13 protein-coding genes are annotated in these 15,970 nt (G+C 72.3%); 2 read left to right on the forward strand and 11 right to left on the reverse strand.

The window, feature by feature from the left end; genetic code table 11:
• Positions 1-106 precede the first annotated feature (106 nt).
• The 5 genes from AC07VM_RS01070 to AC07VM_RS01090 form a co-directional block, all read right to left on the reverse strand.
• Entirely contained in the window at positions 107-466 is a 360-nt protein-coding gene (locus AC07VM_RS01070; protein WP_267415369.1) for a GntR family transcriptional regulator, read from the reverse strand.
• On the reverse strand, positions 463-1,374 hold the full coding sequence (locus AC07VM_RS01075) for a hypothetical protein (RefSeq protein WP_494909640.1): 912 nt from the start codon (positions 1,372-1,374) through the stop codon (positions 463-465). Before AC07VM_RS01075 ends, AC07VM_RS01070 begins: the two co-directional genes overlap by 4 nt.
• An 86-nt stretch (positions 1,375-1,460) precedes the next feature.
• The gene (locus AC07VM_RS01080; protein ID WP_494909641.1) at positions 1,461-3,263 is read right to left on the reverse strand and encodes a thioredoxin domain-containing protein; all 1,803 of its coding nucleotides are present in this window, start codon (positions 3,261-3,263) and stop codon (positions 1,461-1,463) included.
• Between the two features lie 47 nt (positions 3,264-3,310).
• Entirely contained in the window at positions 3,311-3,880 is a 570-nt protein-coding gene (msuE, locus tag AC07VM_RS01085) for an FMN reductase (protein ID WP_267415372.1), read from the reverse strand.
• Between the two features lie 73 nt (positions 3,881-3,953).
• Positions 3,954-5,252: a heparan-alpha-glucosaminide N-acetyltransferase domain-containing protein gene (locus AC07VM_RS01090; protein WP_494909642.1), complete on the reverse strand. Its 1,299-nt coding sequence runs from the start codon at positions 5,250-5,252 to the stop codon at positions 3,954-3,956.
• A 43-nt stretch (positions 5,253-5,295) separates the two neighbouring features.
• On the opposite strand from AC07VM_RS01090, the gene hrpA reads away from it, so the two are divergent.
• Both hrpA and AC07VM_RS01100 read left to right on the forward strand, forming a co-directional pair.
• Complete coding sequence (hrpA, locus tag AC07VM_RS01095; protein ID WP_494909643.1) at positions 5,296-9,213, forward strand: ATP-dependent RNA helicase HrpA; 3,918 nt, start codon at positions 5,296-5,298, stop codon at positions 9,211-9,213.
• 39 nt (positions 9,214-9,252) lie between these two features.
• Positions 9,253-10,197: a quinone oxidoreductase family protein gene (locus tag AC07VM_RS01100; protein WP_494909644.1), complete on the forward strand. Its 945-nt coding sequence runs from the start codon at positions 9,253-9,255 to the stop codon at positions 10,195-10,197.
• 9 nt (positions 10,198-10,206) lie between these two features.
• Here AC07VM_RS01100 and AC07VM_RS01105 read toward each other — a convergent pair whose 3' ends face one another.
• The 6 genes from AC07VM_RS01105 to AC07VM_RS01130 are packed head-to-tail and all read right to left on the reverse strand — an operon-like array spanning position 10,207 to position 15,955.
• The gene (locus tag AC07VM_RS01105; protein WP_267415377.1) at positions 10,207-10,815 is read right to left on the reverse strand and encodes an alkylhydroperoxidase domain protein; all 609 of its coding nucleotides are present in this window, start codon (positions 10,813-10,815) and stop codon (positions 10,207-10,209) included.
• Positions 10,812-11,447 (reverse strand): CMD domain protein, encoded by a 636-nt coding sequence (locus AC07VM_RS01110; RefSeq protein ID WP_494909645.1) that lies wholly within the window; start codon positions 11,445-11,447, stop codon positions 10,812-10,814. The genes AC07VM_RS01105 and AC07VM_RS01110 overlap by 4 nt, the downstream gene beginning before the upstream one ends.
• The gene (locus AC07VM_RS01115) at positions 11,444-12,484 is read right to left on the reverse strand and encodes a putative FMN-dependent luciferase-like monooxygenase (protein WP_494909646.1); all 1,041 of its coding nucleotides are present in this window, start codon (positions 12,482-12,484) and stop codon (positions 11,444-11,446) included. Before AC07VM_RS01115 ends, AC07VM_RS01110 begins: the two co-directional genes overlap by 4 nt.
• Positions 12,481-14,097: a dipeptide ABC transporter ATP-binding protein gene (locus AC07VM_RS01120; protein ID WP_494909647.1), complete on the reverse strand. Its 1,617-nt coding sequence runs from the start codon at positions 14,095-14,097 to the stop codon at positions 12,481-12,483. Before AC07VM_RS01120 ends, AC07VM_RS01115 begins: the two co-directional genes overlap by 4 nt.
• Positions 14,094-14,990 carry an ABC transporter permease gene (locus tag AC07VM_RS01125; protein ID WP_494909648.1) on the reverse strand — a complete coding sequence of 299 codons (897 nt, stop codon included), beginning with the start codon at positions 14,988-14,990 and terminating at the stop codon, positions 14,094-14,096. Before AC07VM_RS01125 ends, AC07VM_RS01120 begins: the two co-directional genes overlap by 4 nt.
• Positions 14,987-15,955: an ABC transporter permease gene (locus AC07VM_RS01130; protein ID WP_267415386.1), complete on the reverse strand. Its 969-nt coding sequence runs from the start codon at positions 15,953-15,955 to the stop codon at positions 14,987-14,989. Before AC07VM_RS01130 ends, AC07VM_RS01125 begins: the two co-directional genes overlap by 4 nt.
• Positions 15,956-15,970 lie beyond the last annotated feature (15 nt).

The raw sequence follows: 15,970 nt of genomic DNA on the forward strand, positions 1-15,970 counted from the left end.
GAACGGATGCCACGCACTGGACAATCGGCTCATCGGATGCTGCGCAACTCGCGCAACCAGCGTGCGTCTCGCCGCGAATCCCTAGGCAGATTGCACAGGAGATTGCTCAACCGCCGTGGGGCGCAGCTCCCCAGGCAGCGCGCACCGCGCCGAGCGCTTCGTCGAGAGTGATCCCGTCCGCCGCGGCGACGAAGGCTTTGGCCGCCTCGCGCACGCGCGTCCCGTGGGCATGCCCCCCTCGCACTCGCGTGCCACGCGCACGGCTGCTCTCGATCAGCCCCTCCGCCTCCAGCGCGGTGTAGGCCTTCGCGACCGTGCCCGCGGCGACTCGCAGGTCTGCGGCGAGCTGCCTGATCGACGGCAGCCGGTAACCCTCCGGGAGCTCACCGGAGCGGATGCTGTCGGCGATCTGCGACCGCACCTGCTCGAACGGCGCGATCGCACCGGACGGATCGACGGAGATCATCGGACGGGTCGCATCCCGCTCGCCTGCTCGCCGAGCGCGGCGGCAGTCAGGCCGGCGAGTGCGACGCTGACGATGCTGAGCACGAGCGCCACGCCTCCGCCGATCCAGAGGGTGTTCGCCACCGCGGACCAGGCGAACGCGGGGCTCGACATGAGCATCACGTTCACCATCGAGATCCCGGTCATCGCCGCGATCCCGCCGAGCGCGAACAGGACGGAGCCGGTGCCGAGCCCGAGGATGACCTCGACCGAGCCGCGGCGCCAGCGCGCATCGATGTCGGCGTCGGAAGGCCGCGGGAACGCCGGCGTCGTGCTGATACGGTGCAGCGCGATGAGCACGCTGACGACGAGAACCGCGAGCGCGATGAGCACGGGAATCCCGTAGAACCAGCCCGGGTATGGACGCGCCCAGGACGAGACACCGTGCGCCTCGACGTAGAGCACGCGCGAGCGTCCGTCCTCATCGAGGGTGGCCGTCACCCCTCCGAAGATCAGGAGGACGACGAGTGCCAGGACCGCGGTGAGGAAGGCGCCCGCCCGCCGTGCCGGCAGGGCGGACAGCACCGACCGCGGCACGAGCCGGGCGACTCGCGGCTCGTCTGACTGCAGCGCGACCAGGCGTGGAGGAGTGGCTCCGTACAACAACATGCCCGCTGCACCGGCGATCAGCGGTGCGACCGCGAACGGCAGCCCGAGAAGCTGCGGCATCGTGATCCCGGCGACCGCGACGACCAGGAACACCGTGGCAGCGAACAGGACGGCGATCATGGCGCGTCGCCGTGCGGCGCGGATCACCGGGACGAGGCGCCCGGCGAGAGCTTCGCGCGGCCGACGCCGCACCGCGAACCACACCACGACGGCCGCCACGACGACGCCCAGCACGTACCCCATCACCGCGAGCCCGGACATGACCACCCCCACTTTCGTGTACCACTGGAACGGTACACAACCGGGACTTGGTGTGTCAATCCATTGCTACACGAGGATGCTCGGCGTCAGCGCGCGGCGGACACCTCGGACGGATCGCTGACCGGCAGCCGACACACGAACGCGCGGCAGTCGTAGGCGCGCTCGGCCGTCGTGTCCTTGCCCTCGAACAGCTCGAACCCGGCATCCGCGAAGGCGTGTGCCTGCGCCGGGGCGACGATCGCGATCACCTCGGCATCCGCTCCCCTGGCGGCCGTGGCGAGCGCACCGTCACGCGCCGCGGTCACCACGACGACCTGGCGGGGTGGAACGGCGAGCCCCGCGGCCACCCGCAGCAGGGTGCCGTGGGCGAACGGCTGCTCGATCGACCGCGCGGCGAGCGCGCTCACGGTGGCGACGGCCGCCTCCCGGTACCGGTCCCCCGCTCCCAGCCACCACGCGGTGAGGGCGGCCCCGGCGACCGCCGCGGCATCGGAGGGCAGGTCGCCGTCGGTCTGGTCGGGCGAGGTCGCGATGCCCTGGACGGACAGCAGCGGATCGTCGCCGCCGCTCCCCGCGAGCGCGTCGTCGAGGATGCCGCGCGCCGTGACGGCCCACTCCACGTCTCCGGTCGCCAGGGCGAGGGCGAACAGGCCGTCGGCGAGGAGCCCGAGGTCGGCGGCGGTCGCCACCGCGGCGGACGCCCGGCCCTCCAACGAGGTGCGCACGAGGGCACCCGCGGGGTTCCGGTTCACCCGCAGCACCCGGTCGGCGGCCGTCGCCGCGGCATCGATCCAGAACTGCTCCCCGAGAGCCGCCCCCGCCCGGGCGAGCGCGCCGATCGCGAGGCCGTTCCACCCGGTGATCACCTTGCCGTCGACGGCCGGGGGCTCCAGCTCCGCCCGCTCCGAGACCGCACGGAGGTAGTAGCCGCCCTCGTTGCGAGCGCCGTCGATCATCGACTCCGAGTCCTGCGCCGCGCCGAACCCGCCGCCGTCGCGACGCAGCACGTCGATCAGGAAGGACGCGATGCCGCGCACGGTCTGCTCGTCCCCCGCCTCGAGCGCGACATCGAGCAGCTGCGCGTTGTCGGTGAGCATCCGTTCGTAGTGCGGCACCGTCCAGTCGCGCCGGGTCGCGTACCGGAAGAACCCTCCATCGGCATCGCGCAGGTCGGAGCCCGCCATCGCGGCGAGGGCTCGGGTGGCCGACGCCGCCGCATCCGGGGCACCCTGCCGCACGACCGGGTGCTGCAGGAACCGCAGCGTCGTCGCCACGGGGAACTTCGGTGCGCCGCCGAAGCCGCCGAACTGCCGATCCTCCCGCTGCGCGACGGTCTCCGCCGCCGTCGCGATCGCGACCACGTCGGGCAGCGGCGAGGGCGTGGACTCCGCCGCGCGGGCGAGCGCGTCGGTCACGGCATCCGCCGACTCCTCCGCCTGCACCCGGCGCTCGGTCCAGGCCTCTCGCACGGCCGCGAGCACCTCCCGGAAGGCCGGCATCGGGGCTCGGGACTCCGGCGGCCAGTAGGTGCCGGCGTAGAAGGTGCGTCCTCGTGGTGTGGCGAACACGGTGAGCGGCCACCCGAGGTTCTGCGTGAAGGCGGAAGCGGCGGCCATGTAGGCGCCGTCGACCTGGGGGTGCTCCTCGCGATCGACCTTGACCGCCACGAACCCCTCGTTGATGAGGGCGGCGGTCGCCGGATCGGCGAACGACTCCCGTGCCATCACATGGCACCAGTGGCACGTCGAGTACCCGATGGAGATGAGCAGCGGCACATCGCGGCGGCGCGCCTCGGCGAACGCCTCCTCGCCCCAGGGGAACCAGTCGACCGGGTTGTCCGCGTGCGCGCGGAGATACGGGCTGAGGGTGTCGGCGAGCCGGTTGGTCATGCCCTCACGCTACGCCGCACGGCGGGTGTGCGGTCACGGGTGCGCGATCAGCTGACGAGGAGCTCGACCGGACGCGAGGCGGCGTAGCCCACCAGCGGCAGGGCCCTCTCCGCGGCCAGCGCGATGCGCGCGTGCAGCACGTCCGACGTGATCTCGTACCCGTCGAAATCGGTGTTGCTCGCGTAGACGCCCACCGGAAGGGTGAGCGCCTGGAAGAAGGCGAACAGCGGACGCAGCTGGTGCTCGATGATGAGCGCGTGCTTCTCGCCGCCGCCGGTCGCCGCGAGCAGCACCGGCTTGCCGACCAGGTCGTACTGGCCGACGAAGTCGAACAGGTGCTTGAAGAGCCCGGTGAACGAGGCGCGGTAGACGGGACTGCCCACGATCAGCAGGTCGGCGGACTCGATCGCCTGCAGCTGCGCCTCGACCTCGGGCGGCAGCTGGTCGCGCTGCAGCGCTCCGGCCAGGCCGGGGCCGATCTGCGTCAGCTCGATGAGCTGCGACTCGACCTCGGCGCGCTCGGAGATCGCGGCCGTGATCGCGCGGACGAGGGCGGTCGTCTTGCTCGGCTCGTGCAGGGAACCCGACACGGCGACGACGCGGAACGGAGCTGTCATGCCTCGACGGTACTCGCGACGCCGCCACGTGTCTCCCGATCCGACACGCGGCGTCATGTGGGCTCGAAGCGGCTCAGCGTCGGGGAATCGCCGCCATCGCCGCTGCGCCTCGTCCGACCAGGCGCTCCAGCGGTCCCCGGCCGAGGAACATCGACCACGCCGTCGCCGCCAGCAGCAGACCGATGGCCGTCGCCGCCCAGAACACGTTGCTCGAGAAGAAGGCGCCGGGGCCGCCGACAGCGGTGATCGACAGGACGTGTGCGCTGTATGCCGTGAGCGGCATGGAGCCGAGCGCGCCGAAGGGCAGCATCGGCCAGCGCAGGGGCCGGCTGAGCAGCACGCACAGCGCGATGACCGCGAGCGCGAAACCGCCCGAGCCGAGGACCTCTGCGGTTCCCCCGCTGTGCGGTTCGACCGAGAAGACCGCGGCGAGCGCGGCGCCGAGCGGATCCGCATCGGCGAGCGACGCCGGGTATCCGTCCCATCCGGAGGGCGACGACACGATGCTCCCGAAGCTGCTGTCCGTAAGGGAGTCGCCGCCCGTGAAGGAGCTGCCATCCGTGAAGGAGCTGCCGTCCGTGAAGGAGCTGCCGTCCGTGAAGGAGCTGCCGCCCGTGAAGGAGCTGCCATCCGTGAAGGAGCTGCCGTCCACGAAGGAGCTGCTGCTGCTCGATCCGGTGATGCCGGCGGACTGCCCGATCGCCCCCAGGCCGTACCCGACCACGGCGAGACCGACCCCGATGCCCAGGGCGATCACCGCGGTGCGGATCCGTTCGACACCGAGGCGGCCGAGCGCCATCCCGCCCAGCACGAGGGCCATCCACACCGTGATCGGATATGTGCCGTAGAGGACGAAGCCGATGCCGGAGCCGAAGGGATACAGCATCACGGCGTTCAGGAACGCCAGGAGCGCGGGTCCGAGAAGCGCCAGCACCCCAGCCCCGGCCAGCAGCTGCCACGGCCGCCAGCGCAGGAACGGGATGACCGCGACGTAGAGCAGACCGTAGAGGGTGAGGATCACCGCGATCGGGGTGTTGAGCATCTCCAGCGCCAGGCCGATCACGAAGATCACCGCGCCACGGCCGACGAGGTTCAGCCGGATGCTCGGGATGCGCTCGCGCTCCGGGAGCGTGCTGCGGCCGGTCATCAGGGCGATCGAGACTCCGGCCAGCACCGCGAACAGGATCGACGAGCGTCCGTGCACCAGATCCGTCCACGTCGCCGGGTCGAACCAGTCGAACGGCTCGGTCTCGCCGATGTGCGCTCCGACCATCCCGAGGATCGCCAGAGCCCGGGCGACGTCCAGGCCGAGGATGCGCGGAGGCCGTCCGAACGTGCGGAACCACCGGACGGGAGGGAGAGCATTGATCACCAGATGATCGTAGGGTGCCGATCCCGTCATACGATGGAGGGCTATGTCCTCCCCCGTGATCTCCTATCCCCCGGAGCTGCCGGTCAGCGCTGCCCGGGCGGAGATCGCCGACGCCATCCGCGACCACCAGGTCGTGATCGTCGCGGGGGCCACGGGCTCCGGGAAGACCACGCAGCTCCCGAAGATCGCGCTCGAGCTCGGGCGGGAGCGCATCGCGCACACGCAGCCGCGACGTCTCGCCGCCCGCACGATCGCCGAGCGCGTGGCCGAAGAGCTCCAGGTCGAGCTGGGAACACTGGTCGGCTACAAGGTGCGCTTCACCGACAAGGTGTCCGACGCCACCCGCATCGCCCTGATGACCGACGGCATCCTGCTCAACGAGATCCACCGCGATCGGCTGCTCACGCGCTACGACACGATCATCATCGACGAGGCGCACGAGCGCTCCCTCAACGTCGACTTCCTCCTCGGGTACCTCGCCCGCATCCTTCCCGAGCGCCCCGACCTGAAGGTCATCATCACCTCGGCGACGATCGACCCCGAGAGCTTCGCGAAGCACTTCGCCGCGGCGGACGGCACCCCCGCCCCGATCATCGAGGTCTCCGGGCGCACGTATCCCGTGGAGATCCGCTACCGCGGGCCGGTCGAGGATGCGGACGACCAGGAGGCGCCCGCGGAGCCGGAGGACGAGGTGTCGGCGATCGTCGCCGCGCTCCGCGAGCTCGACCGCGAGGCGCCCGGCGACGTGCTGGTGTTCCTTCCGGGCGAGGCGGAGATCCGCGATGCGGCCGACGCCGTGCGCGGCGCGTACGCGAACGACCGCTCGCCCACCGAGGTGCTCCCGCTGTTCGGCCGCCTCTCCGCCGCAGACCAGCACCGGGTGTTCGAGCGCAGCAGGGTCGCCGGCGTGCGCCGTCGCGTCATCCTCGCCACGAACGTCGCCGAGACGAGCCTCACCGTGCCCGGCATCAAGTACGTGGTCGACACCGGCACGGCGCGCATCTCCCGGTACAGCAACCGCTCCAAGGTGCAGCGGCTGCCGATCGAGGCGGTGTCGCAGGCCTCCGCGAACCAGCGATCGGGTCGCGCGGGCCGCACCAGCGACGGCATCGCCATCCGGCTGTACTCCGAAGAGGACTACGACCGGCGCCCGGAGTACACCGAGCCCGAGATCCTGCGCACCTCCCTGGCCTCCGTCATCCTGCAGATGCTGTCGCTCGGCTTCGGCGACATCACCGCGTTCCCCTTCCTCACTCCGCCCGACTCGCGGGGCGTGAAGGCGGCCTTCGACCTGCTCACCGAGCTCGGCGCCGTCGAACCGTCCCGTCGTGATGGAGCCCCGCACCTCACCCGCACGGGTCGTGACATCTCGCGCATGCCGATCGATCCACGGTTCGCGCGGATGCTGATCGAGGCCGGCAGGGCGGGCTCCGGCGGCACCGTGACGCGCGACGTGCTCGCGATCGTCTCGGGAATGACGATCCAGGACGTGCGCGAGCGCCCCGAGGAGCGTCGGGACGAGGCCGACCGTCTGCACGCGCGGTTCGTCGACCCGACCAGCGACTTCCTGACCCTGCTGAACCTGTGGAACCACCTGCGCGAGCAGCAGCGCGAGCTCGGATCGAGCGCGTTCCGACGGCTGTGCCGCTCCGAGCACCTGAACTACGTGCGGGTGCGTGAGTGGTTCGACGTGCATCGCCAGCTGCGGACGCTCGTGAAGACCTCCGACCGCACCGGTGATGCCGACGGGACGAGCGACCCCGACGCGATCCACCGCGCCCTGCTCTCCGGTCTCCTGTCGCAGATCGGCCTCCTCGACGAGCGCACGGCACCGGCCGGCAAGGCGCACTCCCCCGCGAAGGAGCAGAAGGGGCGGCGCATCGCGGAGTACCGCGGAGCCCGCGGCATCCGCTTCTCGATCTTCCCCGGCTCCGGACTGCGCAAGAAGAGCCCGCGCGCGGTGATCGCCGCCGAGATCGTCGAGACCTCGCGCACCTTCGCCCGCACGGTCGCCGCGATCGACCCCGCGTGGGCCGAGCCCCTCGCCGGCGACCTGGCCAAGCGTCAGGTGACCGAGCCGCACTGGTCGAAGGATGCCGGCGCCGCCGTCGCGTTCGAGAAGGTGACGCTGTTCGGGCTCGAGATCATCCCGCGGCGACGCGTGCAGTTCGCTCGCATCGACCGGGCCGCCTCGCGGGAGCTGTTCGTACGGCACGCGCTGGTCGAGGGCGAGTGGGACCCGACGCGGATCGACAAGCGTGTGAGCGCGTTCTGGCGCAGCAACGCCGAGCTGCGCAAGCGCCTCGAGAAGCTGGAGGAGCGCGAGCGCCGTCGCGACATCCTCGCCGGCGACGAGGCCGTGTTCCGGTTCTACGACGAGCGCATCCCCGCCGACGTGTTCGACGTGCGGTCGTTCGAGAGCTGGTGGCGAGAGGCCATGGCGGCGACGCCGAAGCTGCTCGTGATGCGCGAGAGCGACCTGATCGACGACGCCGAGCGTGCCGATCAGCGCGAGTTCCCGACCCGGTGGACGCAGGGCGATCAGGTGCTCGGCCTCGCCTACCGGTTCGAGCCGGGAGCGGACGACGACGGCGTCAGCGTGGTCGTACCCCTCCCTCTGCTCGCGCAGCTCGAGGACCGCGGCTTCGACTGGCAGGTCCCCGGGCTCCGGGCCGAGCTCGTGACGGGTCTGCTGCGCGCGCTGCCGAAGGCGATCCGTCGCCACGTCGTCCCCGCCGCCGACTGGGCCGAGAAGTTCGGGGCCGAGCTCACCGAGGAGGGACCGGAGTCGCACGGCGGCCTGCCCCCGCGCACGCTCAAGGAGGCCCTCGCACGGCGCATCCAGCCGCTCGCGAACCAGCTGGTCTCGGCGGCCGACTTCGACGACGAGCGGGTGCCGGCCCACCTGCGGATGAACTTCCGCGCCGTGGACGAGCGCGGCCGGGTGGTCGGTTCCGGGCGCGACCTGCGCGCGCTGCAGACGCAGCTCTCCGACCGCGCGCGCAGCAGTGTCGCCCGTTCGATCGCCGCTCCGCCGCGTTCCGGAGCGCCGGGCGGGAACCGCGGTGCGGAGCGGGTCGCCGCCGCACCGGTCGAGCAGACCGGTCTGACGGCCTGGACCTTCGGCGAGCTGCCCGAGGTGCTCGACACCCGGGTCGCCGGCGGTGTGGTGCGCGGCTACCCCGCGATCATCGATGCGGGCAAGAGCGTGTCGGTCCGTGTCGAGTCGACGCCGGATGCCGCAGCCGCAGCCACGCGCGACGGGGTGCTGCGACTCGTGCTGCTCGGCGTCCCCTCCCCCTCCTCGTACGTGCAGCAGCACCTCACGAGCCAGGAGAAGCTCGCGCTCGCGGCCTCGCCCTACCCGTCCGCCGCCGCCCTCATCGAGGATTGCCGCGCGGCGGTGGCCCGCAAGGTCATCCAGGGCATCGTGCCGGACGGCATCGTGCGCAGCGAAGCCGAGTTCACGCGGGTGCGCGACGCGGTCTCGGCCGTGCTCGTCGACGAGCTGTTCGCCTGCGTCTCCCTGGTCGCGCGCATCCTCACCAAGTCCCGCGACGTCGAACGCGGCATCAAGTCGCAGAACTCCCTCGCCCTGCTCGGCCCGCTCAACGACATCCGCACCCAGCTCAGCGGCCTGCTGCATCCGGGGTTCGTCTCCGCTGCCGGCGCCGACCGGCTCACGCACTTCCCGCGATATCTGGAGGGGATGCTCGACCGGCTGAAGACGCTGGGAAGCGAGCCGGGCAAGGACCGGGCGCGCATGACCGAGTACGAACGGATGGCGAAGGCGTTCGAGGACGCGGGAGGAACGATCCCGCTCCTGCCCGGCGCCCCGCCCGCCCTGGTCGAGGTGCGCTGGCTGCTGGAGGAGTATCGCGTGAGCGTCTTCGCCCAGCGCCTCGGGACGGCGCAGCCCGTGTCGCCGCAGCGCATCCTGAAGGCGCTCTCCGGCCGCTGATCCGCGCCCGGAGGTCTCCGACGCCGGTAGCCTGAACGCATGGCCAGCGCGATCGTCTACACCGAGTTCGGTTCCCCCGATGTCCTGCACCTGATCGAGATCCCCGACCCCGTCGCCGCGCGCGGCGAGGTCGTCGTCCGGATCGAGGCGGCGGGTGCCAATCCGATCGATGCGAAACTCCGCGCCCACAAGCGGCCCTCCCCGCCGATCACCGAGCCCCGCGGGGTCGGTTTCGACGGAGCCGGCGTGGTCGAGGCGCTCGGCGAGGGCGTCGACGACTTCGCGGTGGGAGATCGCGTCGCCATCCGCGAGGCGCAGGGCACCTACGCCTCGGCGATCGCGGTGCCGACGACGAAGCTCGCGAAGCTCCCCGACTCCGTCACGACCGCGGAGGGCGCCGCGATCGGCATCCCGGCCGGCACCGCCTACCAGGCGCTGCGCTCGCTCGGTGTGACGAGCGACGACGTGCTGCTCGTGCACGCGGGCTCCGGAGCCGTCGGACAGGCCGCCGTGCAGTTCGCCGTCGCCTGGGGCGCGACCGTCATCGCCACGGCGAGCCCCGCCCGTCACGACCAGCTGCGCGAGCTCGGTGCGATCCCCGTGGCCTACGGCGACGGACTGCTCGACCGGGTTCGCGACGCCGCTCCGTCGCCGGTCACCGTGGTGCTCGACGGCGCGGGCACCGACGAGGCGATCGAGACGTCGCTCGCCCTCGTGGCCGACCGCGACCGGATCGCCACGATCGTGCGCGGACCGGATGCCGCGTCCTTCGGCATCCGCGCCTTCTCCGGCGGCTCTCCCGTGCCGCTCACCGAGCAGGAGCTCGCCTGGCGCGCCGAGGCGATGCCCGAGACGATCGCCCTCCTCGACTCCGGCGACTTCACGATCGAGCTCGGCCCGCAGCTTCCGCTCGCCGAAGCGGCGCAGGCCCATGAGCTCATGGAGTCCGGCGCCGCCTCGGGCAAGATCATCCTGGTGCCGTAGCGGCTCCGGTCAGGCCGGCGCCACCGGTCGGCCGATCGAGAGCATCAGCCGGTTCGCCCAGTTGAAGAACGCGGCGCCGTGGATCACGTCGGCGACCTCCAGGTCGTCGAGTCCGGCGGCGCGCAGCCGCGCGATCTCGTCCTCGCCGAAAGCGCTCGGCGTGTCGGTGAGGGCGATGGATGCGGCGACGATCGCGTTCCACCGCTCGCCGAGATCGGCCTCGACACCCTCCTCCAGCAGCAGGTCGACATCGTCCGTGCGCTTGCTGTGGTGCGCGGCGAACCGCGAGTGCACCGAGGCGCAGAAGACGCAGCCGTTGCGACGGGAGGCCGCGGTCGCCGCCAGCTCGCGGTCGGCGCGGGGCAGACCCTCCGCCGCGTTGTAGAAGATGTCCTTGTCGACGAGCGTGCGCGCCCTGAGCACCTCGGGGTCGCGCGCGAGCAGGCGGAAGTAGTCGTTCTTCGCGCGCGCCGCCTCGACGAGGCCCTCGTAGTGCCGCTCCGTGAGCTCCTCCTCCGCGAGCGGCTCGAGGTGCGGGACCCAGCCGACCTCGCCGCGGGTGAACGCGTGCGGGTGCGGGGCGTCGTCGTGGCGGAGCACGGTCTGCTCGGCGGTCATGCGGCCTCCTCCTCGGAGTTCTCTGCGGCGGCGGCGTCGGTCGCGGTCAGTCCCGCGGCGGTGAGCACCCGGAGTCCGGTCACCACGCGCTGCTGGAACGCGAGGAACGACACCAGCTGCGACAGGGTCACGATCCCGTCCGTCGACCAGCCCGCGTCGAGCAGGCGGCCGAGGTCGGCGCTCGAGGCTTCGCGAGGGCGGAAGACCAGCAGGTGGGTGTGCGCGAGAGCCGCGGCGAGGCGCTCCCCGACGGCCGTGGTGACCGCCTCGGACGGGGTGTATCGCGTCCCCTCCGTGTTCTCGTCCTGCAGACCGAGCTCCGTGTAGGCCCCGAAGGGTCCGCTGCCGGCCGCCCCCGCCGCCTCGGCGAGCACCACGGCCGCCGGCTGCGGAGCGGCGTCCTGCGCACGGGCGGCGTAGAAGGCCGCGGTCGCGTCCTCGGCGCCGGCGAGGGCCGTGGCGAACGCCGCCACCAGCTCGCGCTCCGCCGGCGAGACGTGCTCGACCGACACCGGGTGGAACAGGGCGTCGAAGCTCGCCTGCAGCTGCTCCCTGGTCACCGGCCGACGGCGCCGCAGCGCATCGAGCTCGGGCGTCACCCCCGCGATCTGATCCACGATGTCGTCTGTCATGCGTTCTCCTTGAGGGTGAGGGTGTCGTCGGTGGAAGGGGTGAGCGCGTAGCCGAGGGCGGGAGCGACCTCGGCGGCGAAGAGCTCGATCGAACGCAGCACGCGCTCGTGCGGCGCGTCGACGGAGTGCACCTGGAAGGCCACCTCGGTCGCGCGGGCGAGCGTGGCGTCGGCCGCGAGCGACTGCGCCACCTCCTCCGGCGTCCCCAGGTGGGTGTCCAGCGCGGCGATGAGGTCGTCGATGCCGTCGCCCGGGATCGTCTGACCCTGGCGCCGGAACCCCTCGGCCGCACGGCGCAGTCCGACCTCGGCGAACCGCAGGGCCTCGGCGCGGTCGTCCGCGACGAACACGGTGCGCGAGGCGGTGATCCGCGGCGTCGCGCCGTCGGGGAGGGCGTCGAGGTAGGCGTCGATGATGGGGTCCTGCAGCTCCGACAGCGGCGCGTGCAGACGATCGACCCCGCGCGGCTGGGTGCGGGAGAGCAGCAGCCCGTGCCCGTGGGTGCCGGCGCGATGTCCGCCCGGTACCGAGAACGTGGCCTGCCAGACCCGGTCGGCCAGGTCGCCGGCGTCCGGATACAGCGTGTTCCCGGCCCCGACGTCGCGCCCGGCCAGACCGTCGAGCAGCAGGCGCAGCTTGCGGTCGTAGGTCGGTCCCTTGTCGCGCACGTCCTCCCCGAAGGGCGCGAACGACGACGGGGTTCCCCCGCTGCCGAGCCCCAGATCCACACGCCCCCCGGAGAGCAGATCCGCGACCACGGCGTCTTCGGCCACCCGCACCGGGTCCTCCAGCGGCAGCGTGATCACCCCGGTGCCCAGTCGGATGCGGCTCGTGCGCGCCGCGACGTGCGCGAGGAACACCAGCGGCGACGGCAGCCCGCCCTCCGCCGCGTGGAAGTGGTGCTGGGCGACCCAGGCCCGGCCGATGCCGTGACGCTCGGCCTGCTGGATCTGCGCCGTCGCCAGGGCGTAGCGGTCGGCCGGTGCGGCGTCGTCGAGCAGACGCGTGAAGAAGGCGACGGTGGGCGCGGTGGTCATACGACGGTCTCCGTTCGTCCGGGGACCGCGGCGAGCAGTTCCCGGGTGTAATCGTGCTGCGGGTCGTGGAAGAGCTCCTCGGTCGGCCCCTCCTCGACGATCCGGCCCCGGCGCATCACCGAGACCGTGTGGCTGATCCTGCGCACCACCGCGAGGTCGTGCGAGATGAACAGATAGGTGAGTCCGAGCTCCGCCTGGAGCGAGGTGAGCAGCTCGAGGATGCGGGCCTGCACGGTCACGTCCAGCGCCGATACGGCCTCGTCGAGCACGACGATCTCCGGGTCGATCGCGAGGGCGCGGGCGATCGCGACGCGCTGGCGCTGCCCTCCGGAGAGCTCGCGCGGGGTGCGGCGCGCCACATCGGCGGGCAACGAGACCCGGTCGAGCAGGGCGAGGGCGCGGTCGCGTCGTTCGGCGCGACTGCCGACGCGGAAGTTCTGCAGCGGCTCGGCCACGATGTCGACGATCTGCTGCCGCGGATCCAGCGACGCGAACGGGTTCTGATACACGAGCTGGATGCGTCGTCGCAGCGTGCGCAGCTGCTCCCGCTGCGCGTGGGTGACGTCGGCGCCCGCGACCTCGATGGTCCCGGCGTCCGGCTGGTGGAAGCGGGTGACCAGGCGCGCGGTCGTGGTCTTGCCCGACCCCGACTCCCCCACCAGCGCATGCGTGGTGCCCCTGCGCACGCGGAACGAGACGTCGTCGACCGCGCGGAACCGCTCGCGTCCGGCGACCCGGAACTCCTTCACGAGACCCTCCGCGACGATCGCGTAGGGATGCTCGGCCGCGACGGCGGCTGCGTCCCGGAGGAACGGAGGGGCCTCGGGGCGACGGAATCCGGTCGCGAACGCGGGTGCGTCGGCGAGCAGCTGCTTCGTGTAGGCGTCGCCCGGCGCCGCGAGCACCGCCGCGCTGTCGCCCTGCTCGACGATCCGGCCGTCCTTGAGCACGACGAGGCGTTCCGCCCGGTCGGCCGCGACGCCGAGGTCGTGCGTGACGAGCAGGATGCTGGTGCCCTCCTCGCGCTGCAGTTCGTCGAGCAGGTCGAGCACCTTGCGCTGCACCGTGGCGTCGAGCGCGCTGGTCGGCTCGTCCGCGATCAGCAGGCGCGGACGCAGGGCGATCGCGGTCGCGATCAGCACCCGCTGCCGCATGCCGCCGGAGAGCTCGTGCGGATACTGGCGCGCCCGCAGGTCCGGGTCGTCGATGCCGACCCGGTCCAGCAGCTCGATGGCGCGCGCACGACGCGACCGCCGATCGCGGTGTCCGTGCAGACGCAGGATCTCCTCGACCTGCGTGCCGATCGGACGCACCGGGTCGAGCGAGGTCGTCGGGTCCTGCGGCACGAGCCCGATCTCGGGACCGCGGATCCCGCGCAGCGCGCGATCCGACCACCCGGAGATGTCGAGGTCGCCGAGGAGCACGCGCCCGCCGTCGACCCGTCCGCCGGCGGGCAGCAGGCCGAGCAGCGCGTGCGCGGTGGTGGACTTGCCCGAGCCGGACTCGCCGACCAGCGCCAGGGTCTGCCCCTCGGCGATCTCGAACGAGATGCCGTGGACGACCTCGCGGCCGCCGTACGAGATGCGCAGATCCGTCGCGGAGAGAACACTCATCGCGCGCTCCTTCCGATGCGGTGGCTGATCCGGTTGGCGCTGAGGACGACGGCGACGACGACGAGGCCGGGAAGCGCGGTCAGCCACCAGGCGGTGCCGACGTAGTTGCGGCCGTCCGCGATCAGCAGCCCCCACTCGGGCGTAGGCGGCGGCGCCCCGTACCCGAGGAAGCCGAGGGTCGAGATCGCGAGGATCGCGGTGCCGAACTGCAGCGCGGCGAGCGCGACGATCGGGGTCAGCGAGTTCGGCAGCACGTGGCGGCGCAGCACCGCGAAGAACGTCGCCCCGCTGCCGAAGGCCGCCTCGACGTACTCGGTCCGGCGCACACGCGCGACCTCGGCCCGCATCAGGCGGGCGAACGCGGCGACGCTGCCGAGACCGACCGCGATCGCGGCGTTCACCGTGCCGAAGCCGAGCAGGATGATCACGGAGAGCGACAGCAGCAGCCCGGGGATCGCGAGCAGCACGTCGACCACGCGCATCAGGACGTCGTCGACGACACCCCCGACCGCACCTGCGATCGCGCCGAGCAGCGTGCCCAGCGCGAGGCCGACGGTGACCGCGATGAGCGCTCCGGAGAGGGAGTGCACCGCGCCGTGCACCACCCGGCCGAACAGGTCGCGGCCGAGCGTGTCGGTGCCGAACCAGTGCGCGGCGCTGGGCGGCAGCAGCTTGTCGGCCGGCACGCCGGTGAGCGGGTCGCCCGGTGCGAACACCCCGGGGATCACCGCCCAGAGCACGGCGAGCGCGACGACCGCGAACGCCAGATACAGTCCCCAGGAGCGGCCGCGCAGGACACGGCGCCGCGGGGCGGTGGTCGGCGGGGTCGGCGGGACCGGGGCCGGAGCGCCGTCGGATGCGACGAGCGGCTCGGTGATCGCGGGAGCGGTCATGCGGGCACCTCCTGGAGGGCGCGCCGCGAGCGGGACGAGGCGACGGTGCGCTGGCGCGGATCGATGAGCGGCGTGACGAGGTCGACCGCGAAGCTGATGATGACGAACCCCAGGGCGGAGAGCAGGACGACGCCCTGCAGCACCGGGATGTCCTGGTTCGCCACCGCCTGCTCGGTGAGCCGGCCGATGCCCGTGCGTCCGAACACGGTCTCGGTCACCACGGCGCCGCCGACGAGCTCGCCGAACAGCACACCGGCGATCGTCAGGGTCGGCACGGTGGCGTTGCGGGCGACCGAGCGCGTCAGCACCCAGAGCGGCGGCGCGCCCTTCGCGCGGACCACCGTGACGAACGGCTGCGCCTGCACCTGATCGATCGCGCGGACGAGCACCTGGGCCAGCGGCGCCGAGATCGGCACCGCGAGGGTCAGGACGGGGAGGATGAGCCCACGCACCGGATCGGCGCCGACGATCGGCACCCAGCCCAATCCGAACGAGAACACCTGGATGAGCAGGATGCCGAGCCAGAAGACCGGCACCGCGACGAAGAGGCCCGGCACCTGGCGCAGACCGTCGCGCAGCCACGCGAACGGGGCGAGCGAGGAGAGACCCGCGATCAGGACGGCCAGCAGCAGCGCGACGACGAGTCCGAGCGACGCGAGCAGCAGCGTCGCCGGCAGGGCCTCGGCCAGCATCGTCAGCACCGGGGTGCCGAACTGGGTCGAGAAGCCGAAGTCTCCGGCGAGGAAGCCGAGACCCGCGTGCAGGTACTGCTCCCACCAGGGCAGGTCCGCCCCGTAGGTGGCGCGGATGCTGTCGAGCTGGTCCGGCGACAGCCCGAGGCTGGGGTCGGAGAACTTGATCAGGATCGCATCGCCGGGCAGCAGCTGCAGCAGGAAGAAGGTGGCCGTGAAGGCCGCGATCAGAACGATCGCGGCCTGCCCGGCTCGTCGGAGGACGAAGCTCATCGTGTCACCGGGACT

The sequence above is a fragment of the Microbacterium sp. GW821-FHT01D02 genome, from assembly GCF_059422585.1.